This window comes from Halobaculum halobium (assembly GCF_030127145.1).
Taxonomy (GTDB): domain Archaea; phylum Halobacteriota; class Halobacteria; order Halobacteriales; family Haloferacaceae; genus Halobaculum; species Halobaculum halobium.
Genome location: NZ_CP126158.1, coordinates 1387884 through 1406743, shown reverse-complemented (window position 1 = coordinate 1406743; position 18860 = coordinate 1387884). Strand labels below are relative to the sequence as shown.

Genomic DNA, 18860 nt, shown 5'->3' with positions numbered 1-18860 from the left:
CCCAAAGCCCCATAAACGGCGCTACCTAAGCAGAGCCAAGAAATGTCTCGGAGTCCGTCCCTCCCCGACCGGCCTCGCCTCGATCTGGATCCCGACATGAGCGAGGCCGAACGGCTGGAGGCGCTTCGCAAACACTTCGAGCGGATCGTCCAAGTCAACGCGGAGCTGGACGACCGCCTCGACGAGGCTCAGGGTCGCCGCGCAGACCTCCGCGGGGAGGTCGACGAGCTCAAGCGCCGAAACGAGGCGCTGAAGACCGCGTCGCTGTACATCGCGACGGTCGAGGAGCTCACCGACGACGGCGCGGTGATCAAGCAACACGGCAACAACCAGGAGGTGCTCACCGACCTCTCGCCGACCCTCGAGGACGACTTGGAAGCCGGCGACCGCGTCGCCATCAACGACTCCTTCAGCGTGCAGACGGTGCTCGACGACGAGACCGACGCCCGCGCGCAGGCGATGGAGGTCGACGCCGACCCCGAGGTCACCTACGACGACATCGGCGGTATCGACGACCAGGTGCGCGAGGTTCGCGAGGCCGTCGAGGACCCCCTCGTCAACGCCGACGCGTTCCGCAAAGTCGGGATCACGCCGCCCAGCGGGGTGTTGCTCCACGGTCCGCCCGGCACCGGGAAGACGATGCTCGCGAAGGCCGTCGCCAACGAGACGGACGCGACGTTCATCAAGATGGCCGGCTCGGAACTGGTCCGGAAGTTCATCGGGGAAGGCGCGCGCCTCGTTCGCGACCTGTTCGACCTCGCGGGCGAGCGCGAACCCGCGGTCATCTTCATCGACGAGATCGACGCCGTCGCCGCCAAGCGCACGGACTCGAAGACCTCCGGCGACGCCGAGGTCCAGCGCACGATGATGCAGCTACTCAGCGAGATGGACGGCTTCGACGACCGCGGGGAAGTGCGGATCATCGCGGCGACGAACCGCTTCGACATGCTCGACGAGGCCATCCTCCGACCCGGCCGCTTCGACCGCCTCATCGAGGTGCCAAAGCCCGGCCCCGAGGGCCGCGAGCGCATCCTCGAGATCCACACGGCCGACATGAGCGTCGCCGACGACGTCGACTTCGCCGACCTCGCGGCCGAGCTCGACGACTACTCCGGCGCCGACATCGCGGCGCTCACGACCGAGGCGGGGATGTTCGCCATCCGCGACGAGCGGACGGCCGTCCGCCGCGAGGACTTCGAGCAGGCCCGCGAGAAGGTCGAGACGAGCAACGAGGGCCCGGTGTTCAACGACGGCGAGTTCGGTCGCTACCAGTACTGAATCGGGCTCCGATCGGGGTCGAGTCCGGCGATTTTCCGCCTCTGTTTCGACGCCCGATACCGTCGCAACCGGCGACCGGAGGCGGTCGGTCCGTTCGATGCTCGACCGCTGGCCGCGGCGCTCGCGTTCTCGCGCCTCGCTATCGACACCCACTTTCCTCCCGGCACACCACCCCCGATATGGACATCCACGTCGCCGACGGCGTCGGCAGCGGCCCGACAGCGTTGGCCGCGTACGACGCCGCGCTCACCGACGCGGGCGTCGGCGACTTCAACCTCGTCACGGTCTCGTCGGTCGTCCCCGCGGACGCCGAGGTCCGCGCCGTCGACACCGCCCCGGAACTCGGGCCCGCGGGCGACCGCCTCACGGTCGTCCAAGCGCGCGCCGCCGCCTCCCCGAGGACGCCCACGAGACCGACAGCGTCACCGCCTGCCTCGGGTGGGCCACCGGTCCCGGTCCGGGGCTGTTCTACGAAGCCGACGGCGGCGACGCCGACGCGGTCCGCGAGACGGTGCAGACCGGCCTCGACGCCGGCCGCGAGCTCCGCGACTGGACATTCGAGCACGAGGAGACCCGATGCGCGACCGTCGAGACCGACGACTCCGCGTACGTCGCGGCCGTCGTCGTCGCCGCCTACGGCGAGAGCGAGCCGATCGCCTGAGCGACCGGTCCGGCCGCGCGGCGCCCGCTCGGTCGTGTCTCCGGCTGACAGGTCGCCGACGCCTTTATACACGGACCACCCATACCACCGTCGTATCTGATGAACGGTAACAACCCCTATGCGGGGGCGCCTGGCGTCGTCGAGGCGGGCCGTCCCGAGGAGGTCGACCTCACGACCGATCAGAAGGACGCGCTCCGGCAGGCGGTCGCCACCATCGTCACGCGAACCGAATCGTATCTCCCCGACGGCTACGCCGTCGGCTCCGAACTCTCTTACGGCACGAACGGGCCGCAGGCTACCGTCGCGGTCCAGCCACCCATCGGCCACGCCGTCAGCGCGGGGTTCTCGCCGGACCTGGAGGACATCGAGGCCGGCCTCGACGACGAGGACCGCGAGGAGGTCGCCCGCGGACTCGCCGCCAGCGCGGCCGCACAGGTCATGTCCGCCGTCGGCGACGACCTCGAACCGACCGCCCGGTAACCGCGACCGCATCCGTTCCCGTTCTACAACCGCTCCTCAAACTGCGTGCGTATCGCGCGCACAGTTCGAGATACCATCCTCCGATTCGCACCGCTGTCTTGTGGTTTTTGACGTGCGTAGGGTACTTCCAAAAATCGGCAGCGGTGACGACAGATCGGAGACTCCACGGCCGACAGCGGGACCGGACCCTCACTCGTCGCGATCGCGGACCGGCGGTTCGACGAACAGGCCGTAGGCGACGAGCAGCGCCGCGAACAGCGATCCGAGTCCCGTCCCGAGCGACACAGGCAGCGCCAACCGCACGGCCGCGAGCGTACCGCCCAGGAGTAGAGCCGGAACGGCCGCGAGGAGCAGGTCGTACTTGGTGAGCGACCCGAGGCCGGTGCGGCCGGACGGAGAGACGAAATCGTCACTGGGTGGGTCTCGCACACTCATCAGCTTTCACCGTCTTAGCGATACTCTATCGCCCGTAAAATCTGTTACGGCTGAACTAATCCAAGCAGTATTTACTCGGCTTTCGCATACGGTTGCTCGGGGTGTCCAGTCACCAGGAAGTCACGTCCTTCGAGTGAATCAGCGGTGTCGCGGACGACGAGCGGAGTCCTTACTTCCCCCAGAACGGGTCCGCCTTCCGGCGCTTCTCCAGGTACGCCTTCAGCGCCTCGATCTCGTCGGCGCGGATCTCCGAGGCGAGCTCCTGTTCGAGGATCTTCGCGTGCTTCTCGGGGAGTTCGACCCACAGCTCGTCGCCCTCCTCGATCTGGCGGCCCACGGTCGGTCCGTCGATCGCGACGGAGACGCGCTCGCCGGCCTGCGCGGAGTCCACGTCGTCGCCTTGGTGCTGGATCCCCGAGAGCGTGCCGACGCGGTTCGGCTCGCTGCCCTCGAACTTCGCGATCGGGCGGTTGTTCTGGACGGTCCCCGAGAGGATCTCCACGCCGACGACCGCGGGGTCGTTCTGCCGGAACGTGTGGTCCTGCAAAATGCGGAAGCGCGCCGGCTTGGTGATCTTGTCGAGCACCGTCTCCTGCTGGGCGCGTTCGAGTTCCTCGACGTACTCGTCGTACTCCTCGACGAGCTGGTAGATAACGTCGTCCTCGAACAGGCGCACGTCGCTGTGTTCGAGCGCCTCCTCGGCGTCGGGCAGGACGTCGACGTTGAACCCGAGAATCACCTTGTGCGTGTCCTCTTTGGCGGTCTGGGCGACAGTCACGTCCCGCGGGGCGATATCTCCCACTTCCGCGCGGAGGATGGGCACCTCGGCCTCCTCCAGCGCGTTCGCCATCGCTTCGAGGCTCCCGAGCGTGTCGGCCTTGACGACGACGCCATCCTCGGCGGTGTCGACTTCGATCTTAGCAAGCTCCTCGCGCACCTCCCGCTTGACCGCCTCCAGCGCCGCCTCGTCGCCGCCGCGGACGACGCGGACGGGGGCGCCCGACATCGCCTCGTCGAGATCGGGCGCGGCGATCTTGACACCCGCGGCCGCGCGGACCTCTTCGACGCGCTCGAACTGCTTTTCGGCGCGGATCTCGGCGTTGGGCCGGGGCTGCAACAGCGCGCGCACCTCGGTGACGATCGGCTCGTCGCGGCCGCCGACGACGACCGTGTCGCCCTCGCGGACGACGCCGTCGTACAGCACCACGTCAAGCGTCGCGCCGAAGCCGCGCTCGTCTTGCACCTCGAGCACCGTCCCGACGCCCGGCCCGCCCGCGTCGACGGACATCTCCTCTTTCATGTAGCGCTGAGAGAGTCCCATGAGGACCGTGAGCAGGTCCGGGATCCCCTCGCCGGTCATCGCCGACAGCGGAACGACGCCGATGTTGGACTGGAAGTCCTGCACGCGCCAGTAGAAGTCCGCCGAGAACCCCTCACCCGAGAGGTCGCCGATGAGTTCGTAGAGGTTCTCGTTGAGCCGCGAGGTCGCGCGCTCGGACTGCTTCTCTAGGGACTGCTGGATCGGCTCTCCCTGCTGTGGGTTCCACCCCGGCGTCGTGTCGACCTTGTTGGCGGCGACGACGAACGGCGTGCCGGTGCGCTTGAGGATGTTGATCGCCTCCTCGGTCTGCGGCTGGAAGCCGTCGTTCACGTCGACGACGAGCACTGCGATGTCGGCGAGCGCGCCGCCGCGCGAGCGCAGCGTCGAGAACGAGTGGTGCCCCGGGGTGTCGATGAACAGCAGGCCGGGCAGGTCGAAGTCGGTCGGGTCGACGAGCGCGCCGGCCATCTCGGAGATGGTCGACAGCGGCACCGCGGTGGCGCCGATGTGCTGGGTTATCGCGCCGGCCTCGCCCTCTTGGACGGCCGAGCCGCGGATGCGGTCGAGCAGCGTCGTCTTCCCGTGGTCGACGTGGCCAAGCACCGCAACGATGGGCGTGCGGAGCGAGCCGGCGTCGAGCGTCGCGTCGGTGTCGGCGTCGGAATTTGTGTCTGACATCGGTGAGAGCCTCTCTGCGGCGAAGAACGGGTCTTGTCAGTACTGGACGGTCGCGCGAAGTAAGCGCTTCGACTCCGTCGACGCGCCGCGATCTGTCCCGGCGAGCGACGCGCTCCGTTCGCCGAACGCGCGGCGTCCGCCCCGCGTCCGACGCCAGCGTGGCGTTTATGCCCGTCGCGTCAGTGAGCGCAGGTATGGCAGACATCCTCGCCGAGAACCTCTCGGGCAAGGCCGTCATGGGCTCGGACGGCACCGAGCTCGGCATGCTGTACAACATCACGATGGACCTGAAGACGGGAGCGCTGTCGGACCTCCTCGTCACGCCGAACGAGGAACTCTCGCCAGCGCAGGTGCCGTTCGACCGCGACGAGTCCGGGCGCTTCCACGTCCCGGTCGCGGACGTGCAGGCAGTGAAGGACTACATCGTCGTTCGCACGTAATGGAAGTTCTCGATTCGTCCGCGTTCATCCACGGCTACGACAGCGACGACCAAACGGCCTCGATCCCCGCCGTTCAGGCGGAACTCACCGGCGAGACCGCCCTCCGCTTCGACGCCGAGGAGGGCGCCGGGATGCACATCCATGTCCCCGGCGAGGGCGCCACCGGCCGCGTCCGCAGCGCCGCCGAGGAGCTCGGCGACCTCGCCGAGCTATCCGAGACGGACCTCCGGCTGCTCGCGGCGGCGTTCGAACTCGACGCGACGCTCGTCACCGACGACTACGCCATGCAGAACGTCGCAGAGCGCATGGACGTTCGCGTCCGCGTCATCGCCCGCGAGGGCATCTCCGAGGAGCGCGAGTGGCAGTTCCAGTGTGCCGGCTGCGGCCGCACGTTCGACGAGAACCGAGACCGCTGTCCGATCTGCGGGAGCGATCTCACCCGCAAGAACCCGACCTGATCGACGGCGACGGCGGTGCGGCTCCGCGTCCCGTCGCAGTCCGGCAGTCGCCTCCACGTGCGACAGCGAGCGCACCGCCCGCGTGCGACAGCCGGTGTTCGCTACAGTCCCGTCGCCTCTACGTATTGGACCCCGAACTGGACGGCGTTGTACGCGCCGTGGACGACGATCGGGACGGCGATGCTGTCGGTGTACTCGTACAGCGCGCCCAGACCGAGCCCGAGCGTCGCCGCGACGGCGACGTAGACGAGTTTCTCGGCCGGCGTCCCCGTCCCGGCGACGTAGTGGAGCAGCCCGAACAAAAGGGACGCGCCCGCGACGGCGCCCGCCGGCCCGAGTGCCCGCCCCAACTCGCCTTGGACGACGCCACGGAACAGCAGTTCTTCGCCGACGGCGACCGTCAGGAACGACAGCGGGATCATCGCCAGGAAGTACAGTGGCGGATTGGTGAGCGCCTCGTTCGTGCTCGGCGATAGCCCGGCGGCGGCGAACGCCAGGAGGATCCCGTAGCCGGCGACGACGAGGCCGACCGCGCCGGCGACGGCGACCCCGGCGTCGCGGACCGTCGGCCGCCGGACGCGCAGCACGTCGAGGTCGCCGGCGTACAGCAGGAACAGCAGCGCCGCCGCGGCGAAGCCGGCTGCGTTGCCGACGGTGATGAACACCGCCGTCGCCGCGGAGTCGGCGCCGAACCCGAGCGTCAGCGCCAGCCACTCGAACGCCGGGACGACGGCGCCGGCGGCGACCACGCCCGCGAACACGGCGATCAGCGCCTGTGCGGTTCGGATCGCGACCGCACGGGCCTCGATCGTTCCCCCGGGCGGGCCGAGTTCGACGTTCATGTCACTCGACCTCCAGCCGCCGCTTCCCGGTGACGGCGTCGGCCTCGCTGAACTCGCCGCCGCCGAGCAGCCCGCGAGCCGCCTTCTTCCCCCACTCGACGGCGGGCTGGGTGAACGTCGACACCTCGGCGAGCTCGCCGTACAGCACGCAGGCGGCCTCCATCCCGTACAGCAGTTCGCCGAGGCCGCGCTCGTCGACGCGGTCGATCTCGATCCGGACGTTCTCGCGGCCGGCGGCCGCGAGGCTCGCTTCGGTCGCGCGGAACTCCGCGTCCAGCAGCGATCCCAGCGACGAGCCGCCCAGGTACGACAGCCCCTCCAGATCGGTCTCGGGAATGTCCACGTCGGTCGCCTCGCGGGGCCGCACGAGCGTGACCAGCTTGTCAGCGGGGCCCGCGCGGTACAACTGAAGCTGACTGTGCTGGTCGGTTGCACCCAGCGCCCGGGCCGGCGTCTGTCCCCGGGCGTCCTTCCCGAGCGACTCGGCCCACAGCTGGGCGAACCACTCGGCGAACCGCTCCAGCGACTCGGCGTACGGCATCACGGCGTTCGTCGCGGCGCCGCGCTCGGCCAGCGCGTACGTCGTCGCGCCGTAGGCGTACGCGGGCGACTCGAACAACGATCCCGCCAGGCGGTCGGCCTCGGCGGCCGCGCCCGCGAGCAGGGCGTCCAGATCGACGCCGGCCACCTCGGCGGCGAACAGCCCCACCGTCGACAGCGCCGAGAACCGGCCTGGGACGCCGTGGGGAACGTCGAGCGCCGGGAGGTCGTGTCGGTCGGCCATCGACCGGAGGTTGCCCGACTCGCCGGTCGTGACGACGGTGCGCTCGGTCCAGTCGACGCCCGCCGCCGCCATCGCCTCGCGGACGACGAGGAAATTCGAGAGCGTCTCCGCGGTCGTGCCCGAGCGAGAGACGACGTTGACGACGGTCGAGGAGAGGTCTACGTCGTCGAGGATCGCGCGGACCCACGCGGGATCGACGTTGTCGAGGTAGCGACAGTCGACGCCCTCACCGAGCGCGTCGGTGAGGGTCGCCGCCCCCAGCGCGCTCCCGCCGATGCCGACCGTGAGGAGGTGATCCGGATCGAAGCCGCCGGCCGCTCGCCGGATGGGCTCGGGGTCGCACGTCTCGGGGAGGTTCAACGCGGCGTACCCGTGTTCGGCCTCGGCGCGCCCGCGCTCGATCCGGTCGTGGGCGTCGGCGACGCCGTCGTCGAGCGCGTCGAGATCCGTCCGTTTCAGCCCGAGATCGCCGTCGAGGGCGTTGCCGATGTCGACGTTCATGCGGGAACCGCCGTTCGCCGCCGGCAAAACCCTGCCGTCCTCCCCACCGCCGCCGTCGACCCCACAGCGGCTGTCTCGCGACGACCGCGGTGAGACGGCGGTGTCGCGTCGGCGGAATCGCGGGCTGTTGCGTGCGCCGGCCGGACGACGGGGCGCGGCGGGAACCGCGGACGGGGCGCTTAACACCGCCGCGACCCAACCACGGGCGATGACAGACGCCGAGGCGACGTCCGAGGCCGAGCACGCGGCCGCCTCCGGCGGGAGCGACGAGGGGTATCGCGGCGTGTTCGGCGCCTTCCCGTACGCCGCACGAGCCAGCGAGTCGCTGGTGTTCAAATCGTACGTCCTCGTGGGCGGCCTCGCGGCGGCGCTGTTGACACTGCTGTTCACGCTCGCGCTGATCACGCTGTTCGGCGCGACCGCGCAGGCGCGCTTCTCGATCGTTCGGGCGTTCTACGTCGTCGTCGCGCTCGGCGCCGTCGCGCCCACGATCTCTCCCGTGCTGCTCGTCGCGCGCGCACGCCGCCGCGGACGCCCCGGGCGCGCCGGCTACGAACTCGGGCTCGCGCTGGCGGGGTATCTGTTCCTCGCGTCGCTGTACCTCGGCGCGATCGCCGCCCTCCCGGAGACGTTCGCGCTCGACGGCGAGACGGTCGCGCGGCCGCCGCCCTCCGGCGCGTTCGCGCCGCTGATCGCGGTGCTGTACGACCTCCCGCGGCTGTTCGGACTCGTGATCACCGGCGCCGCCGCGCTGCTCGTCCCGCTGGTTCACTACTTCCGTCGGTAGGACACGCCCGATCTGCCGGGATCGGGGCGTTCGAGCGGTTCGAGGCGGCTTCGCCGGCTCCGCCGCCTCGTCAGGTTCAATTCTTTCCGTTCACCGTTCGGTCTCGGGCCACTTCGTTCGGTCTCGCCGGTCACGAAACCGGGAAAAGCCTTCCCCGCCTACGCCATCGTATGACTGACCGCGACCCCGACGAATCCGAACTAGACGCCGTCCGCGACGCCCTCGCCGAGGCCGCCGACACCGCCGGCGACGCCGGCCCCGCCGACACCGCCGACGGCGGACGGGACGGCGTCTTCCTCGTCACCCACGCGGACGACGCCTCGGCCGTGCTTCGCGATGTCGGCTCCGGGCAGGTGCACACGCTCTCGTCGAACCCGGGCGTCGCCGAGGGCGAGGCCATCGAGGGCGTCGTCGCTCCCGACCCACCGATGAACGTCTCCTGGCAGCTCGTCGAGGTCGAGGAACGCCGCGAGATCGCCGTCGAGGAGAGCGAGGAGCCGCCGACCCAACACTCGATCGACCTCGCGGCAGACCAGCCCGTCGGTGAGCTCACCCGAACCGAGCGCGCCGGGACCGGCGAGATCCACGTCATCTCTGTCCCCGAGAACGACACCGAGCGGGCCGTCGCCGACGTGCTCGACGACGCCGACACCAGCCGCACCCGCGCGGCTCGCCTCGGCGTGAACCGCGTGGAGATCCGATCGGCCCCCGGCGTCGTCGTCGTTCGGTACATGCCCTGAGTCGACAACTGACGCGACAATTCGGTGTGTCTCGATCCGCCTCCGGTCCCGTTCCGGAACTTAGAGATAAACGATATCGCGCGATATTGATTTTCGACGAGGCGCGTGGCCGAGCAACTATCCGGCGATCGACTGGCCGCCCGGCGGTCGGGTCGTCAGACGACGGCCACGGACGCGTGGTCGAGGCACTCGTCGCCGGTGGTCGGACCGAGAGCCGGCGCCTGTGGCCGGCTATCCGAGCACTGTGCCCCTACTCCGTCGGCCCCGCCGCCGACTGCACGCGCCACCCGCCGTCCACGTCGCCGGCGCGTTCGACCAACTCGATCGTCGTCGATTCGCCCGCGCGCGAACCGCCCTCGACGGCCTCCACGCGAAAGGTGAGATCGAGGGAGTCGCCGCAACAGCCGATGTCGACGAACTCCTCGCGCTCGTCGCCCACGCGCGGCTCGTCGATCATCCGCCGGAGGTAGTTGCGGTAGCGGTCCGTGTCGATCTGGTCGCGGCCCCACTCGCTCAGTCCGTCGGGGAACGAGAGCACCACGCGCGTCGCGTCGCCGCTCATACCGCCGGCTACGGGTCCTCGCCGCATCGGTCTGTCGCTCGTGTGTCCCCGCGGCGCCACACCGATCGATCACCTCGACGACGTCTCTCGGTTGCGTGCGGCGATTCAGGGGTAACACGCAAGCAGGGGCGCACACGCACGGGAGATGACGAACGGCACGAGCGACCGACAGCGACGACTGCGGTCCGCCCGGCGGCAGCGAAGCGGGTCGGCCGAGCGACGCGATCACCGATCGGCTCGCAGCGGCGTCGCGGGCGACGAATACGGCTGAAACGGCGATAGCCGCGAAGAAGAAGGCTTATTCGGGGCGCGGGGGGACCGGAACCCATGGCTCGATTCGAGGTACCGGAAGTCGATTACACCCGGTACACAAACCGGCAACTCGCCGCGATCCCGCTCGCGGTGTTGATCGTCGCGCTCGCCGTCATCGGCGGGGCGTACGCGACGACGGGGACGCCGGTCGATCCGGGGCTCGATTTCACCGGCGGCACGGAACTCCGTGTCGCCGTCGACGCCCCGAGCGACGAACAGGCACGTGAAGACATCCGGTCGGCGTTCACCGCGAGGCCGGACAGCATCCAGCGGGTCGGAAGCAGCGACGTGTACATCATCACCTTCCAGACGGAGGGCTCCGACACCGCCCAAAACGAGTTCACCCAACAACTCGAGGCGGAGGCCGGCGACGCCGGGTTCGGCGTTCGCTCGATCGAGGGCGTGGGTGCGGCCTTCGGGTCTGAGACCCAGAACCGCGCGCTGATCGGCGTCGTCGCTGCCTTCGCGGGGATGGCCGCGCTCGTGTTCGCGCTGTTCCGGACGTTCGTCCCGAGCATCGCGGTCGTGGTCTCGGCGTTCTCGGACATCGTCATCCCGGTCGCGCTGATGAACCTCCTGGGCATCGAACTCACGCTCGGGACGGTCGCGGCGCTGTTGATGCTCATCGGCTACTCCGTCGACTCCGACATCCTCCTGAACAACAGCGTGCTCCGGCGGTCGGGCGACTTCTACGAGTCGACCTACCGGGCGATGCGCACCGGCGTCACGATGACGCTCACCTCGATCGCGGCGATGGCCGTGATGGCGGTTGTCGCGTCGTTCTTCGGCATCGGACTGCTCGCGAGCATCGGCACCATCCTCGTGTTCGGGCTCGCGGCCGATCTGATGAACACGTACCTGCTGAACGTGTCGCTGCTTCGCTGGTACAAGTTCGAGGGGGTGGCACGATGAGCGCCTGGGACACGGCCAAGGACAACTGGCGGGTCGTCCTGCTGGTGTTCATGCTCGTGCTGTCGTCGCTGTTCTTGTTCGCGCCGGCATTCGAGCCGTCCGGGGAGCAGGGCCCGGCCGCCCAGGAGACCGCGACGAACCTCCAGTACGGACTGGAACTGTCGGGCGGGTCGCGGATCCGCGCGCCCCTCGTCGGCGTCACCGCCGAGGAGGTGCAGTTCGAGGGCCGTGACACCGCCGAGGTCGAACGCGAGGTCGCCGCCGAGCTCGAAACCGGCGACAGCTCCGACGTGATCGCGCGGTTCTCGACGAACACCAGCGGCACGGTCGAACTCGTCGCCGAGAACGCGACGCAGTCAGACCTCCGGAACGCGCTCGATGCGGCCGGATACGAGTACGAGACCGTCCGCGACGGCGTCACAGACGAGACCCGCGAGCAGACGATCGAGGTGCTTGAGTCGAAGATCAACGCCGCGGGCCTCTCCGGGGGGTCAGTCCGGACGATCGGCAACGGCGACTTCGTGCTCATCGAAGTTCCCAACGACGACCTGAGCGAAGTGCGTGACTTGGTGAACTCGCGCGGGACCGTGCAGATCGCGGCGTACCACCAGGTCGAGCGGAACAACACGACCGAGTACGTGAACACGACCGTCATCCGCCAGGAGGACTTCCAGACGGTCGGAACCGCTCAGCAGGGCGAACAGGGGACCGGCCCGCACGTCCCCGTGTCGATACAGCAGAGCGAGGCCGAGCGTGTCCAAGATCAGTTCGTCGAGACGGGCGTCGCCGGACAGGGCGGCACCGAGTGTACCTACAGCACCGAGAACGGGCCGAGCACGACCGACCCCTGCATCCTGATCATCCGCGACGGGAGCGTCGTCTCCTCGTTCGGGATGAACCCCTCGCTCGCGCAGTCGATGCGCGACGGCGAGTGGGCCCAGGACCCGCAGTTCATCCTCGTCACCGGTTCCTTCGAGCGGGCACAGGCCGTCTCGGTCGACCTCCGCGCCGGCGCGCTCCCGGCCGGACTCGCGCTCGACGAGGGGACCGCGACCGCCATCAGCGCCGCACAGGGTGACGACTTCAAGCGCGACTCGCTGATCATCGGGCTGCTCGCGGTGCTCACGGTCGCTGGCGTGGTGTTCTTCCGCTACGGCGATCCGAAGGTGGCCGCGCCGATGGTGCTCACCGCGTTCTCCGAGGTGGTCGTCCTCCTCGGATTCGCGGCGTTCATCCAGTACCCGCTTGATCTGTCGGTCATCGCCGGATTCATCGCCGTCATCGGGACCGGCGTGGACGACCTCGTGATCATCGCCGACGAGGTGATGGCCGAGGGCGACGTGAACTCCCGGCGCGTGTTCCAGTCGCGCTTCCGGAAGGCGTTCTGGGTGGTCGGCGCCGCCGCGGCGACGACGATCGTCGCGATGGCGCCGCTGGCCTCGCCGTGGCTCTCGCTGGGCGACCTCCAGGGCTTCGCCATCTTCACGATCCTCGGCGTGCTCGTCGGCGTGCTCGTCACCCGACCGGCGTACGGTGACATCCTCCGTGCGCTGTTGACCGACAAGTAGGTCGAACGGTCCGCCCCGGCGCAGCGAACGGTTTTTCTTCTGATCGTGTGACTCGGCGGATGTGCCCTCCGAGTCCGCCGACCCCGCAGACTCCGCCGATCGCTCCGACGACGAACCGCCCACCGAGGCCGACGTTGAGCGCATCGTTCGCCGCGTCGTCCGCGAGGAGCTCGACGCCCGGGACGACCGCTCCGGGTCCGTGTTGACGGTCCTCGCGGGCGCCGCCGTCGGCCTCCTCGTGCTCCTCCCGCTGTCGGGGGTCGTCATCTCGACGTTGGCCGACGCCGGCGTTCCGATCCCGGTGCTCGCCGTCGCGGCGCTCCTCTCCACCGGCGCGCTCGTCGCCTACGGCTGGCGCCTGCCGCCGTTTCGGTAGAACCGCTCCCGGCCGGCCCGCGCTCCGACGGGTGTTCGATACCGGGTCGCCGGCGAGTGCTCCCCGCGGCGACCGCCCGATCAAAACTCCCCGAGCGCCGACTGCTCGTTCGCCGCCAACACGTCGTCGCAGGTGCTCCAGGACGTGCGGGCGCACTCGGGCAGGTCGCCCTCGTGAGCGACGAACTCCCGAAGGAACTCGCGGGTGTTCGGATCGGAGGGGTACCCGCTGCCGATCCCCTCGTAGCCGCGCGCGCGGTACTCCGCGTCCAACTCGGCGACGACGCGGTCGCGCTCCACCTTCGCGACGACGCTCGCGGCGGCGACGACGGGGTACGACTCGTCGGCCCCGTGTTCGGCGGTCACCTCGACGGCGACGCCCGTCGCCCCGCCGTCGGGTGCGTCCGTGCTGCCTCCGCCACTCGCGACCGCGTCGGCGACCCGACTGGCGAACCGCGACTCGCTCACGTCGCCGGCGTCGACGACCGCGCGGTCGCCGTCGCGGGCGACCGCGGCGAGCGCCTCGGCCTGCCCCGCGACGGTGAGGGTGTTCATGTCGGTCCCGGGGTCGTCGATGCGGTCGACGCCGACGAGACTCACGGCGACGGCGACGCGGTCGTCCTCGCGAAGGACGGCGTCCAACGCCTTGCGTCGCGCCGGCGAGAGGCGCTTGGAGTCGTCCACGTCCTCGGGGATCGCCGCGGGGTCGGCCCGAACCGCCGCGGCGACCATCGGACCCAGGACGGGTCCCTTTCCGGCCTCGTCTGCGCCGAGCATGGCTCACGGTCCGCGAGCGACGCCAAAAGCGTGCGGTTCGCGATGACGCTGGTCGACCGGCTACTCCTCGTCGTCTTCCCCGTCGGCGCCGTCGCGACCGTCCGCCAAGAAGAACTCCTCGCGCTCGAACGGCTCCTCGCCCCCCTCGACGGCGAGCACGTCCAGCGCCGTCACCGTGGCTTCGACGCCGAGCAGGCCCGCGAGACTGGGCTCCGTCCGGCCCTCGTCGCCGGAGATCAGCTCCTTGATGTAGAGGCCGCCGGCGCCGTGGACCTCGACGGTCGCGTGGCGGGCGTCCTCCAGTTCGCTCGTGACCTCGTGGGCGACGCGCGTTCGCGTCTTCGAGGCGCGTCGATGGTCGACGCGGTTCGGGGTGTACTGCTCGATGGTCGCGCCGTCGAGGTCCGCGACCGCGTCCGCGAGGTCGTCAGCGGTCACGTCGCCGCCGAACTCGACGCTCGCGCGGTAGCGCTTGGTGGCGTTCAGTTCCTTCACGCGCTCGACCATCGTGTGCTCACACAGGCGCAGGCCCTCGACCTCGACGTTGCCCTCGGCGAAGGCGTTGATGTCCGCCTCCAGTCGCTCGGCGTCGACGGCGCGACGCCGCGGCTCGTCCACCTCGATCACGAACGGGCGGCCGGTGCCGAGCATCAGCGCGTCCACGTCCTCGCGGCCGGCGCCGTGGAACGTCGAGTCGACGCCCTCCATCACGTCCTCGACGACGGGCGCAGTGAGCTGTTCGACGCTCTCGGGGTACAGGTAGCCCGAGCCGTCGCAGGTGTCGCACGGCTCGCTCCCCTGTCGGCCGGAGCCGCGGCAGTCCGAGCAGGGCCACTCGGTCTGCGGGATGTCGCGCTCCAGCTTCCGGTAGCGGCCGTACACGTGCGCGGAGTTGACCGTCGCCTCGACGCTGTCGGCGTCCACGTCGAGGAGGAACTGGACGTGGGGGCGTTCGAAGTCCACGTCGGTGCCGGTCACCCGCCCGACGCGCTTGCCGACCTCGCGATTGAGCTCCTTGCGGAGCGGCTCGCCGACGTCGGTGGCCAACTCGGCGTCCTCGCGCAGCAGACGGTCGTTCTCCTCGGACAGCGGCGGGACGCGCGTGCCGACCTGATAGGTGGAGAACTCGTAGTCTTCGACGACGTCGGCGGCGCGCTCGGCGAACTCGTCGAGGCGCTCGAACACGCCCTCACACACCCAGCAGTCGCCGCCGGCGCCCTGCTGGAAATCGTCGTCGTCCGCGAGCGCGACGGCCACGCGGAGGCCGTGGCCGCGCTCGTCGTTGCCGAGGCCGAACGAGCGCTCCGCGAACGGTCGGCCGAGGCAGTGGTCACACAGCGGTCCGGTCGCGAGGAGGGCCCGTGCGGCGTCGAGCACGTCGCGGTCGACGGCCGCGTCCCCCCTTCGCGTCGTCGCCGGCGGCGTCGGCGCCCGCGTCGGCGGGAGCGTCGGAGTCGGTCATACCCGGTCTCGTCGCGGCGGGCGGTAGGCCCTTTCGGTCGCGAGCGGCCCCCGGCCGCGCGTCCGTCGCCGGTGGCGTTCGCGGAGCGCTCGGGGGCAGCGGGCCGCGAGAGCGGTCGGCTGTCGGGCGCCGTTACTCGCCGGCGACGGCGGCGCCGTCGGCGCTGTCGGGCGGGACCGAGCGGACGGCCGACACCGCGACGTCGCTCACGCCGAACGTCTCGGCGAGCGCGTCGGCGACGACCTCGCGATCGGCGCCCGCATCGGCGGCGAGCGCGACGGTCGCCTCGGCCTCGACCGTGAGGTCGTTGAGCCCGGGCTGGAGGCCGCGGATGTCGAGCGACTCGACCGCGCCGACGGCGTCGGCGCGGCGGAGCTTCGTCTCTGCGCCCTCGGCGAGGTCGCCGGGCGCGGATCTGGACACTGCGATGGTCATGCTGGCGTCGGCCAGTCGATGTCGGTGAACCGACATAGACTCCCTGCGCGACTCGAACGCGCTGCGGATGCGGGCCTTCCCGGGGAGCGGGTCGGCCGCGCGACTCGGCTGACGGGTTCGAGGTGACCTGAACGGTGGGGGAAAACGGCGTCCGCCTCCGTTCGGGTCGGCCCCGAGATCCGTCGCCGCGTTCACGCGGCGATGGAGGCGGACGGTCCGTACGCGGAGGCGGTATTCCCCGCGGCCACGCCCGCCGCCGTCCCGATCGCGTTCGCCTTCGGAGCGGCGAGCGCGGCCCGGACGGCGGCGAGGGCGCCGGCGACCGACCACCACGCATACCCAGCGCTGCCGAGCGGCAGGCGGAACGCGGGAGCGGTGTGGTCGGTCATTCGGGGTCCTCCGACTTTCGTCGTACTTCCGCCGTGGGAGGCGCAAATCTTAATACTTTCTCACCAGTGACAGGTGTTGGCACATCATCCGACGGTTGGCCACCCTCCGGCGTGATCCGGATCCGCAAAACCGGGTGTGGCGTCTCGAGATACCGGAACGCACCCGTTGTGTCCCATCGCCCGCGCGTTGAGGTCGAATTCGGGTCGATGGCTCGAACGACACGCGGACCCAGTCGGAGGTCGCCGCCACGATGGCAGTGACCGTCGTCACGGTCAGGAACCGGCCCACAGAGCAGAGAGACCGTCGTCCCCGGTGCGATGTCGCTCGCGTTCTCGACGCTGATTCCGCCGGACCCACTCTTATATATCGCGTCGGAGTCGGCAGGTGACGATGCGGCTGGATGCACGGTTTGAACAACTCGCCGCCGGCGGCGTCACCAACAAGCGGCTCGCGGTGATACGTCGCGACGGCAGCACGCCCCTCGATTCCATGCTCCGTCGGCTGTTCGCCGACCAGTCGGTCGCGGTCACCGTCGACTCACCGGAGCTCGACGGGGTCGACGACGACGTCGCGGTCCTCGTCGAGGACGAGGAAATCGTCGCGACCTCGCCCCTGTCGTCGCTCGAACGTGCGATCCTCATGGTCAACTCGGATCTCTACACGACCGGAGCGCTCGATCTCGACGACGCGGCGTTGCCCACTGTCCTCACCGGGCTCGCGGACGTGCCGTTCCGCCTTCGGGGGTACCCGCTCGCGCACAAGGAGAAGCTCCTGCCCATCGCGATGAGCAGGCAGATCGAGCTCCGGGCCCACCGCGCCGGCGCCGGTGAACTCCACGCCTCCTTCCAGCGGCTCTCACGGATCGACGACGAGACCGGGACCCGACGGGCGTACGAGCGCCTCGGCGACGACGACGTGGACGTACACGTGTACGGCGAACCGGACTGGAACCCCGAGGCGCATTTGGAGCTGACGGCTCACACCGGCTACGGCCACGGCTACAGCGACTCCTGGTTCGTGGTGTTCGACCCGCCGGCCGACGCGGTCGGCCCACACACTACGCCCGTGGGGCTCCTCGCGCTGGAGGAGGAGCCGAACGTGTGGCGCGGCGTCTGGACGTTCCGACCCGGAGCGGTCGCGGACCTCGCTGAGACCGTGCGACGACAGCTGTAGCCCGCCTCGGTCTGTCGGCGCGGACGGCTCCCGCTCGGGGCTCCGACCCGCTCGGCGTTCTCCGCGCTCGCGTTTCGAACCGAAACACTTTGTGAGCGGTTCGCCAACCGCCAGCTAATGAGCGACGCAGACGCGGACGCGCTGGTCGTCCGAGGCGGGACGGTACACACGCAAACCGAACAGGGGACGATCGAGGGCGACGTGCTCGTCGTCGACGGCGAGATCGCCGCCGTCGGCGAGGTCGATCCCCCCGCCGACGCGACCGAGATCGACGCGACGGGATTGGAGGTCACTCCCGGTCTGATCGACGCCCACAGCCACGCGGGGATGGCCGAGTGGGGCGAACCCGAGGACGCCGATATCAACGAGGGGACGAGCGCGACGACGCCGCACGTCAACGCGCTCGACGGGTTCCACCCGCGCGACGAGGAGCTGAAGGGGGCGTTCCAGAACGGCGTCACCACCGTCTCCGCGCGGATGGGATCGGGCAACGTCATCGGCGGGATCATCTGCTCGATGAAGACGTACGGCACGGTCGCCGACCGAATGTTCATCAGGGAAGACGGGATGAAGGCCGCGATGGGCGAGAACCCCAAGCGCTTCCACGGCGAGCGCGAGGGTCGCCAGCCGTCGACGCGACCCGGCGTCGCCGCCACGCTTCGCGAGGAACTCATGGCGACGGAAGACTACATCGAGGCGCGCGAGCACGCCCGCGAGAACGGTGAGCCGTTCGAACGCGACCTGGGGCGGGAGAACCTCGCACGCGTCATCGAGGGAGATCTCCCGCTGCGCGTCCACGCGCACCGCTCGGACGACATCATGACCGTGTTCCGGATCGCCGAGGAGTTCGACGTCGACGCGCTCTCGATCGAACACGCGACGGAGGGCCACGTCGTCGCCGACGAGTTCGCCGCACGCGACGTGCCCGCGATCGTCGGCCCGTCGCTGTACTCGGGCGCGAAGTACGAACTGCGCAACATCACCTTCGAGACGCCCGGCATCCTCCACGAGGCGGGCGTCACCGTCGCCATCCAGACGGACGCGCCGGTGCTCCCCCAGAAGCACCTCGACGTGTGCGTCGGCCTCGCGGTCCGCGAGGGGTTCCCCGAGGAGGCGGCGCTCGACGCAGTGACGACGAACCCGGCGGAGATCCTCGGGATCCGCGACCGCGTCGGCGACCTCGCGGCGGGGACCGACGCCGACCTGGTCGCGTGGGACGGTCCGTTCCACGAGATGGACACCCGCAGCCAGTTCGTCGTCGCCGACGGCGAGGTCGTGTTCGACCGCGAGCGCGACGACGTGGACCCACGGGAGGAGTACGCGTGGTGAGCGCGGCCGAGCGGAGCGAGGCAAGGGATCGACGAACGGCGACCGGAAGAAGCCGTGAGCTAAGCGAGGCCGACCGACGGGATGCCTCAGGGGTCTTCGGGGAGCGAACGGGGAACGACGTGACCCGCGAGCGAACCGCCGTCGCTGGACCGCGGTAGCG

General features: G+C 70.0%; 20 protein-coding genes and 1 pseudogene. 12 read left to right on the top strand and 9 right to left on the bottom strand.

All coding sequences use genetic code 11. The annotated features are described in order from the left end of the window. Positions 1-42 precede the first annotated feature (42 nt). The 3 genes and pseudogenes from pan2 (at position 43) to P0Y41_RS07405 (ending at position 2419) form a co-directional block, all read left to right on the top strand. Positions 43-1278: a proteasome-activating nucleotidase Pan2 gene (pan2, locus tag P0Y41_RS07415; protein ID WP_284063312.1), complete on the top strand. Its 1236-nt coding sequence runs from the start codon at positions 43-45 to the stop codon at positions 1276-1278. A 179-nt stretch (positions 1279-1457) separates the two neighbouring features. Next, a pseudogene (locus P0Y41_RS07410) lies at positions 1458-1939 on the top strand (pyruvoyl-dependent arginine decarboxylase). A 99-nt stretch (positions 1940-2038) separates the two neighbouring features. Beyond that, a complete protein-coding gene (locus P0Y41_RS07405; RefSeq protein WP_284063311.1) occupies positions 2039-2419 on the top strand; it encodes a DUF5811 family protein in 381 nt (126 codons plus the stop codon). 189 nt (positions 2420-2608) lie between these two features. Here the strand turns inward: P0Y41_RS07405 and P0Y41_RS07400 are convergent, their stop codons facing one another. Then, positions 2609-2854 (bottom strand): DUF8015 family protein, encoded by a 246-nt coding sequence (locus P0Y41_RS07400; RefSeq protein WP_284063310.1) that lies wholly within the window; start codon positions 2852-2854, stop codon positions 2609-2611. A gap of 169 nt (positions 2855-3023) precedes the next feature. Beyond that, complete coding sequence (gene infB, locus P0Y41_RS07395) at positions 3024-4853, bottom strand: translation initiation factor IF-2 (RefSeq protein ID WP_284063309.1); 1830 nt, start codon at positions 4851-4853, stop codon at positions 3024-3026. 194 nt (positions 4854-5047) lie between these two features. Between infB and P0Y41_RS07390 the strand changes: the two genes are divergently transcribed. Continuing rightward, a complete protein-coding gene (locus tag P0Y41_RS07390) occupies positions 5048-5293 on the top strand; it encodes a PRC-barrel domain-containing protein (RefSeq protein ID WP_284063308.1) in 246 nt (81 codons plus the stop codon). Continuing rightward, complete coding sequence (locus P0Y41_RS07385) at positions 5293-5751, top strand: NOB1 family endonuclease (protein ID WP_284063307.1); 459 nt, start codon at positions 5293-5295, stop codon at positions 5749-5751. The genes P0Y41_RS07390 and P0Y41_RS07385 overlap by 1 nt, the downstream gene beginning before the upstream one ends. Positions 5752-5852: 101 nt before the next feature. On the opposite strand, the gene P0Y41_RS07380 is transcribed toward P0Y41_RS07385, so the two are convergent. Both P0Y41_RS07380 and P0Y41_RS07375 read right to left on the bottom strand, forming a co-directional pair. After that, positions 5853-6593 (bottom strand): CPBP family intramembrane glutamic endopeptidase, encoded by a 741-nt coding sequence (locus P0Y41_RS07380; protein ID WP_284063306.1) that lies wholly within the window; start codon positions 6591-6593, stop codon positions 5853-5855. Position 6594: 1 nt separating this feature from the next. After that, positions 6595-7878 carry a phosphoglucose isomerase-related protein gene (locus P0Y41_RS07375; RefSeq protein WP_284063305.1) on the bottom strand — a complete coding sequence of 428 codons (1284 nt, stop codon included), beginning with the start codon at positions 7876-7878 and terminating at the stop codon, positions 6595-6597. 208 nt (positions 7879-8086) lie between these two features. Here P0Y41_RS07375 and P0Y41_RS07370 point away from each other — a divergent pair, with 208 nt between their 5' ends. Together P0Y41_RS07370 and P0Y41_RS07365 are read left to right on the top strand one after the other, a co-directional pair. Further along, positions 8087-8665 (top strand): DUF8056 family protein, encoded by a 579-nt coding sequence (locus P0Y41_RS07370; RefSeq protein ID WP_284063304.1) that lies wholly within the window; start codon positions 8087-8089, stop codon positions 8663-8665. A 170-nt stretch (positions 8666-8835) separates the two neighbouring features. After that, positions 8836-9405: a DUF5812 family protein gene (locus P0Y41_RS07365; RefSeq protein ID WP_284063303.1), complete on the top strand. Its 570-nt coding sequence runs from the start codon at positions 8836-8838 to the stop codon at positions 9403-9405. Positions 9406-9655: 250 nt separating this feature from the next. On the opposite strand, the gene P0Y41_RS07360 is transcribed toward P0Y41_RS07365, so the two are convergent. Beyond that, positions 9656-9967, bottom strand: a complete 312-nt coding sequence (locus tag P0Y41_RS07360; RefSeq protein ID WP_284063302.1) for a DUF7968 family protein — start codon at positions 9965-9967, stop codon at positions 9656-9658. Positions 9968-10294: 327 nt separating this feature from the next. Between P0Y41_RS07360 and secF the strand changes: the two genes are divergently transcribed. The 3 genes from secF to P0Y41_RS07345 all read left to right on the top strand — a co-directional run bounded on the left by secF (position 10295) and on the right by P0Y41_RS07345 (position 13135). After that, complete coding sequence (gene secF, locus P0Y41_RS07355; protein ID WP_284063301.1) at positions 10295-11191, top strand: protein translocase subunit SecF; 897 nt, start codon at positions 10295-10297, stop codon at positions 11189-11191. Then, positions 11188-12759, top strand: coding sequence for a preprotein translocase subunit SecD (locus P0Y41_RS07350; protein ID WP_284063300.1), 1572 nt, complete (start codon positions 11188-11190; stop codon positions 12757-12759). Before secF ends, P0Y41_RS07350 begins: the two co-directional genes overlap by 4 nt. A 61-nt stretch (positions 12760-12820) precedes the next feature. Beyond that, a complete protein-coding gene (locus tag P0Y41_RS07345; protein ID WP_284063299.1) occupies positions 12821-13135 on the top strand; it encodes a hypothetical protein in 315 nt (104 codons plus the stop codon). Between the two features lie 80 nt (positions 13136-13215). Here P0Y41_RS07345 and rnhB read toward each other — a convergent pair whose 3' ends face one another. The 4 genes from rnhB to P0Y41_RS07325 form a co-directional block, all read right to left on the bottom strand. Further along, complete coding sequence (gene rnhB / locus P0Y41_RS07340) at positions 13216-13911, bottom strand: ribonuclease HII (RefSeq protein ID WP_284063298.1); 696 nt, start codon at positions 13909-13911, stop codon at positions 13216-13218. Positions 13912-13971: 60 nt separating this feature from the next. Further along, on the bottom strand, positions 13972-15288 hold the full coding sequence (locus P0Y41_RS07335) for a tRNA pseudouridine(54/55) synthase Pus10 (RefSeq protein WP_284063297.1): 1317 nt from the start codon (positions 15286-15288) through the stop codon (positions 13972-13974). 217 nt (positions 15289-15505) lie between these two features. Next, entirely contained in the window at positions 15506-15808 is a 303-nt protein-coding gene (locus P0Y41_RS07330; RefSeq protein WP_284063296.1) for a hypothetical protein, read from the bottom strand. Between the two features lie 191 nt (positions 15809-15999). Next, positions 16000-16197, bottom strand: a complete 198-nt coding sequence (locus P0Y41_RS07325) for a hypothetical protein (protein WP_284063295.1) — start codon at positions 16195-16197, stop codon at positions 16000-16002. Between the two features lie 391 nt (positions 16198-16588). On the opposite strand from P0Y41_RS07325, the gene P0Y41_RS07320 reads away from it, so the two are divergent. After that, a complete protein-coding gene (locus P0Y41_RS07320) occupies positions 16589-17371 on the top strand; it encodes a histidine kinase (protein WP_284063294.1) in 783 nt (260 codons plus the stop codon). Between the two features lie 117 nt (positions 17372-17488). Further along, positions 17489-18700 carry an amidohydrolase family protein gene (locus tag P0Y41_RS07315; protein WP_284063293.1) on the top strand — a complete coding sequence of 404 codons (1212 nt, stop codon included), beginning with the start codon at positions 17489-17491 and terminating at the stop codon, positions 18698-18700. Positions 18701-18860 lie beyond the last annotated feature (160 nt).

Coding starts and splice junctions, on each gene's coding strand:
- P0Y41_RS07350 (WP_284063300.1), top strand. CDS start 11,188: ATGAGCGCCTGGGACACGGCCAAGGACAACTGGCGGGTCGTCCTGCTG.
- P0Y41_RS07360 (WP_284063302.1), bottom strand. CDS start 9,967: ATGAGCGGCGACGCGACGCGCGTGGTGCTCTCGTTCCCCGACGGACTG.
- P0Y41_RS07390 (WP_284063308.1), top strand. CDS start 5,048: ATGGCAGACATCCTCGCCGAGAACCTCTCGGGCAAGGCCGTCATGGGC.
- P0Y41_RS07385 (WP_284063307.1), top strand. CDS start 5,293: ATGGAAGTTCTCGATTCGTCCGCGTTCATCCACGGCTACGACAGCGAC.
- P0Y41_RS07320 (WP_284063294.1), top strand. CDS start 16,589: ATGCGGCTGGATGCACGGTTTGAACAACTCGCCGCCGGCGGCGTCACC.
- P0Y41_RS07325 (WP_284063295.1), bottom strand. CDS start 16,197: ATGACCGACCACACCGCTCCCGCGTTCCGCCTGCCGCTCGGCAGCGCT.
- rnhB (WP_284063298.1), bottom strand. CDS start 13,911: ATGCTCGGCGCAGACGAGGCCGGAAAGGGACCCGTCCTGGGTCCGATG.
- P0Y41_RS07375 (WP_284063305.1), bottom strand. CDS start 7,878: ATGAACGTCGACATCGGCAACGCCCTCGACGGCGATCTCGGGCTGAAA.
- P0Y41_RS07400 (WP_284063310.1), bottom strand. CDS start 2,854: ATGAGTGTGCGAGACCCACCCAGTGACGATTTCGTCTCTCCGTCCGGC.
- P0Y41_RS07315 (WP_284063293.1), top strand. CDS start 17,489: ATGAGCGACGCAGACGCGGACGCGCTGGTCGTCCGAGGCGGGACGGTA.
- P0Y41_RS07370 (WP_284063304.1), top strand. CDS start 8,087: ATGACAGACGCCGAGGCGACGTCCGAGGCCGAGCACGCGGCCGCCTCC.
- P0Y41_RS07365 (WP_284063303.1), top strand. CDS start 8,836: ATGACTGACCGCGACCCCGACGAATCCGAACTAGACGCCGTCCGCGAC.
- pan2 (WP_284063312.1), top strand. CDS start 43: ATGTCTCGGAGTCCGTCCCTCCCCGACCGGCCTCGCCTCGATCTGGAT.
- P0Y41_RS07380 (WP_284063306.1), bottom strand. CDS start 6,593: ATGAACGTCGAACTCGGCCCGCCCGGGGGAACGATCGAGGCCCGTGCG.
- P0Y41_RS07330 (WP_284063296.1), bottom strand. CDS start 15,808: ATGACCATCGCAGTGTCCAGATCCGCGCCCGGCGACCTCGCCGAGGGC.
- P0Y41_RS07405 (WP_284063311.1), top strand. CDS start 2,039: ATGAACGGTAACAACCCCTATGCGGGGGCGCCTGGCGTCGTCGAGGCG.
- secF (WP_284063301.1), top strand. CDS start 10,295: ATGGCTCGATTCGAGGTACCGGAAGTCGATTACACCCGGTACACAAAC.
- infB (WP_284063309.1), bottom strand. CDS start 4,853: ATGTCAGACACAAATTCCGACGCCGACACCGACGCGACGCTCGACGCC.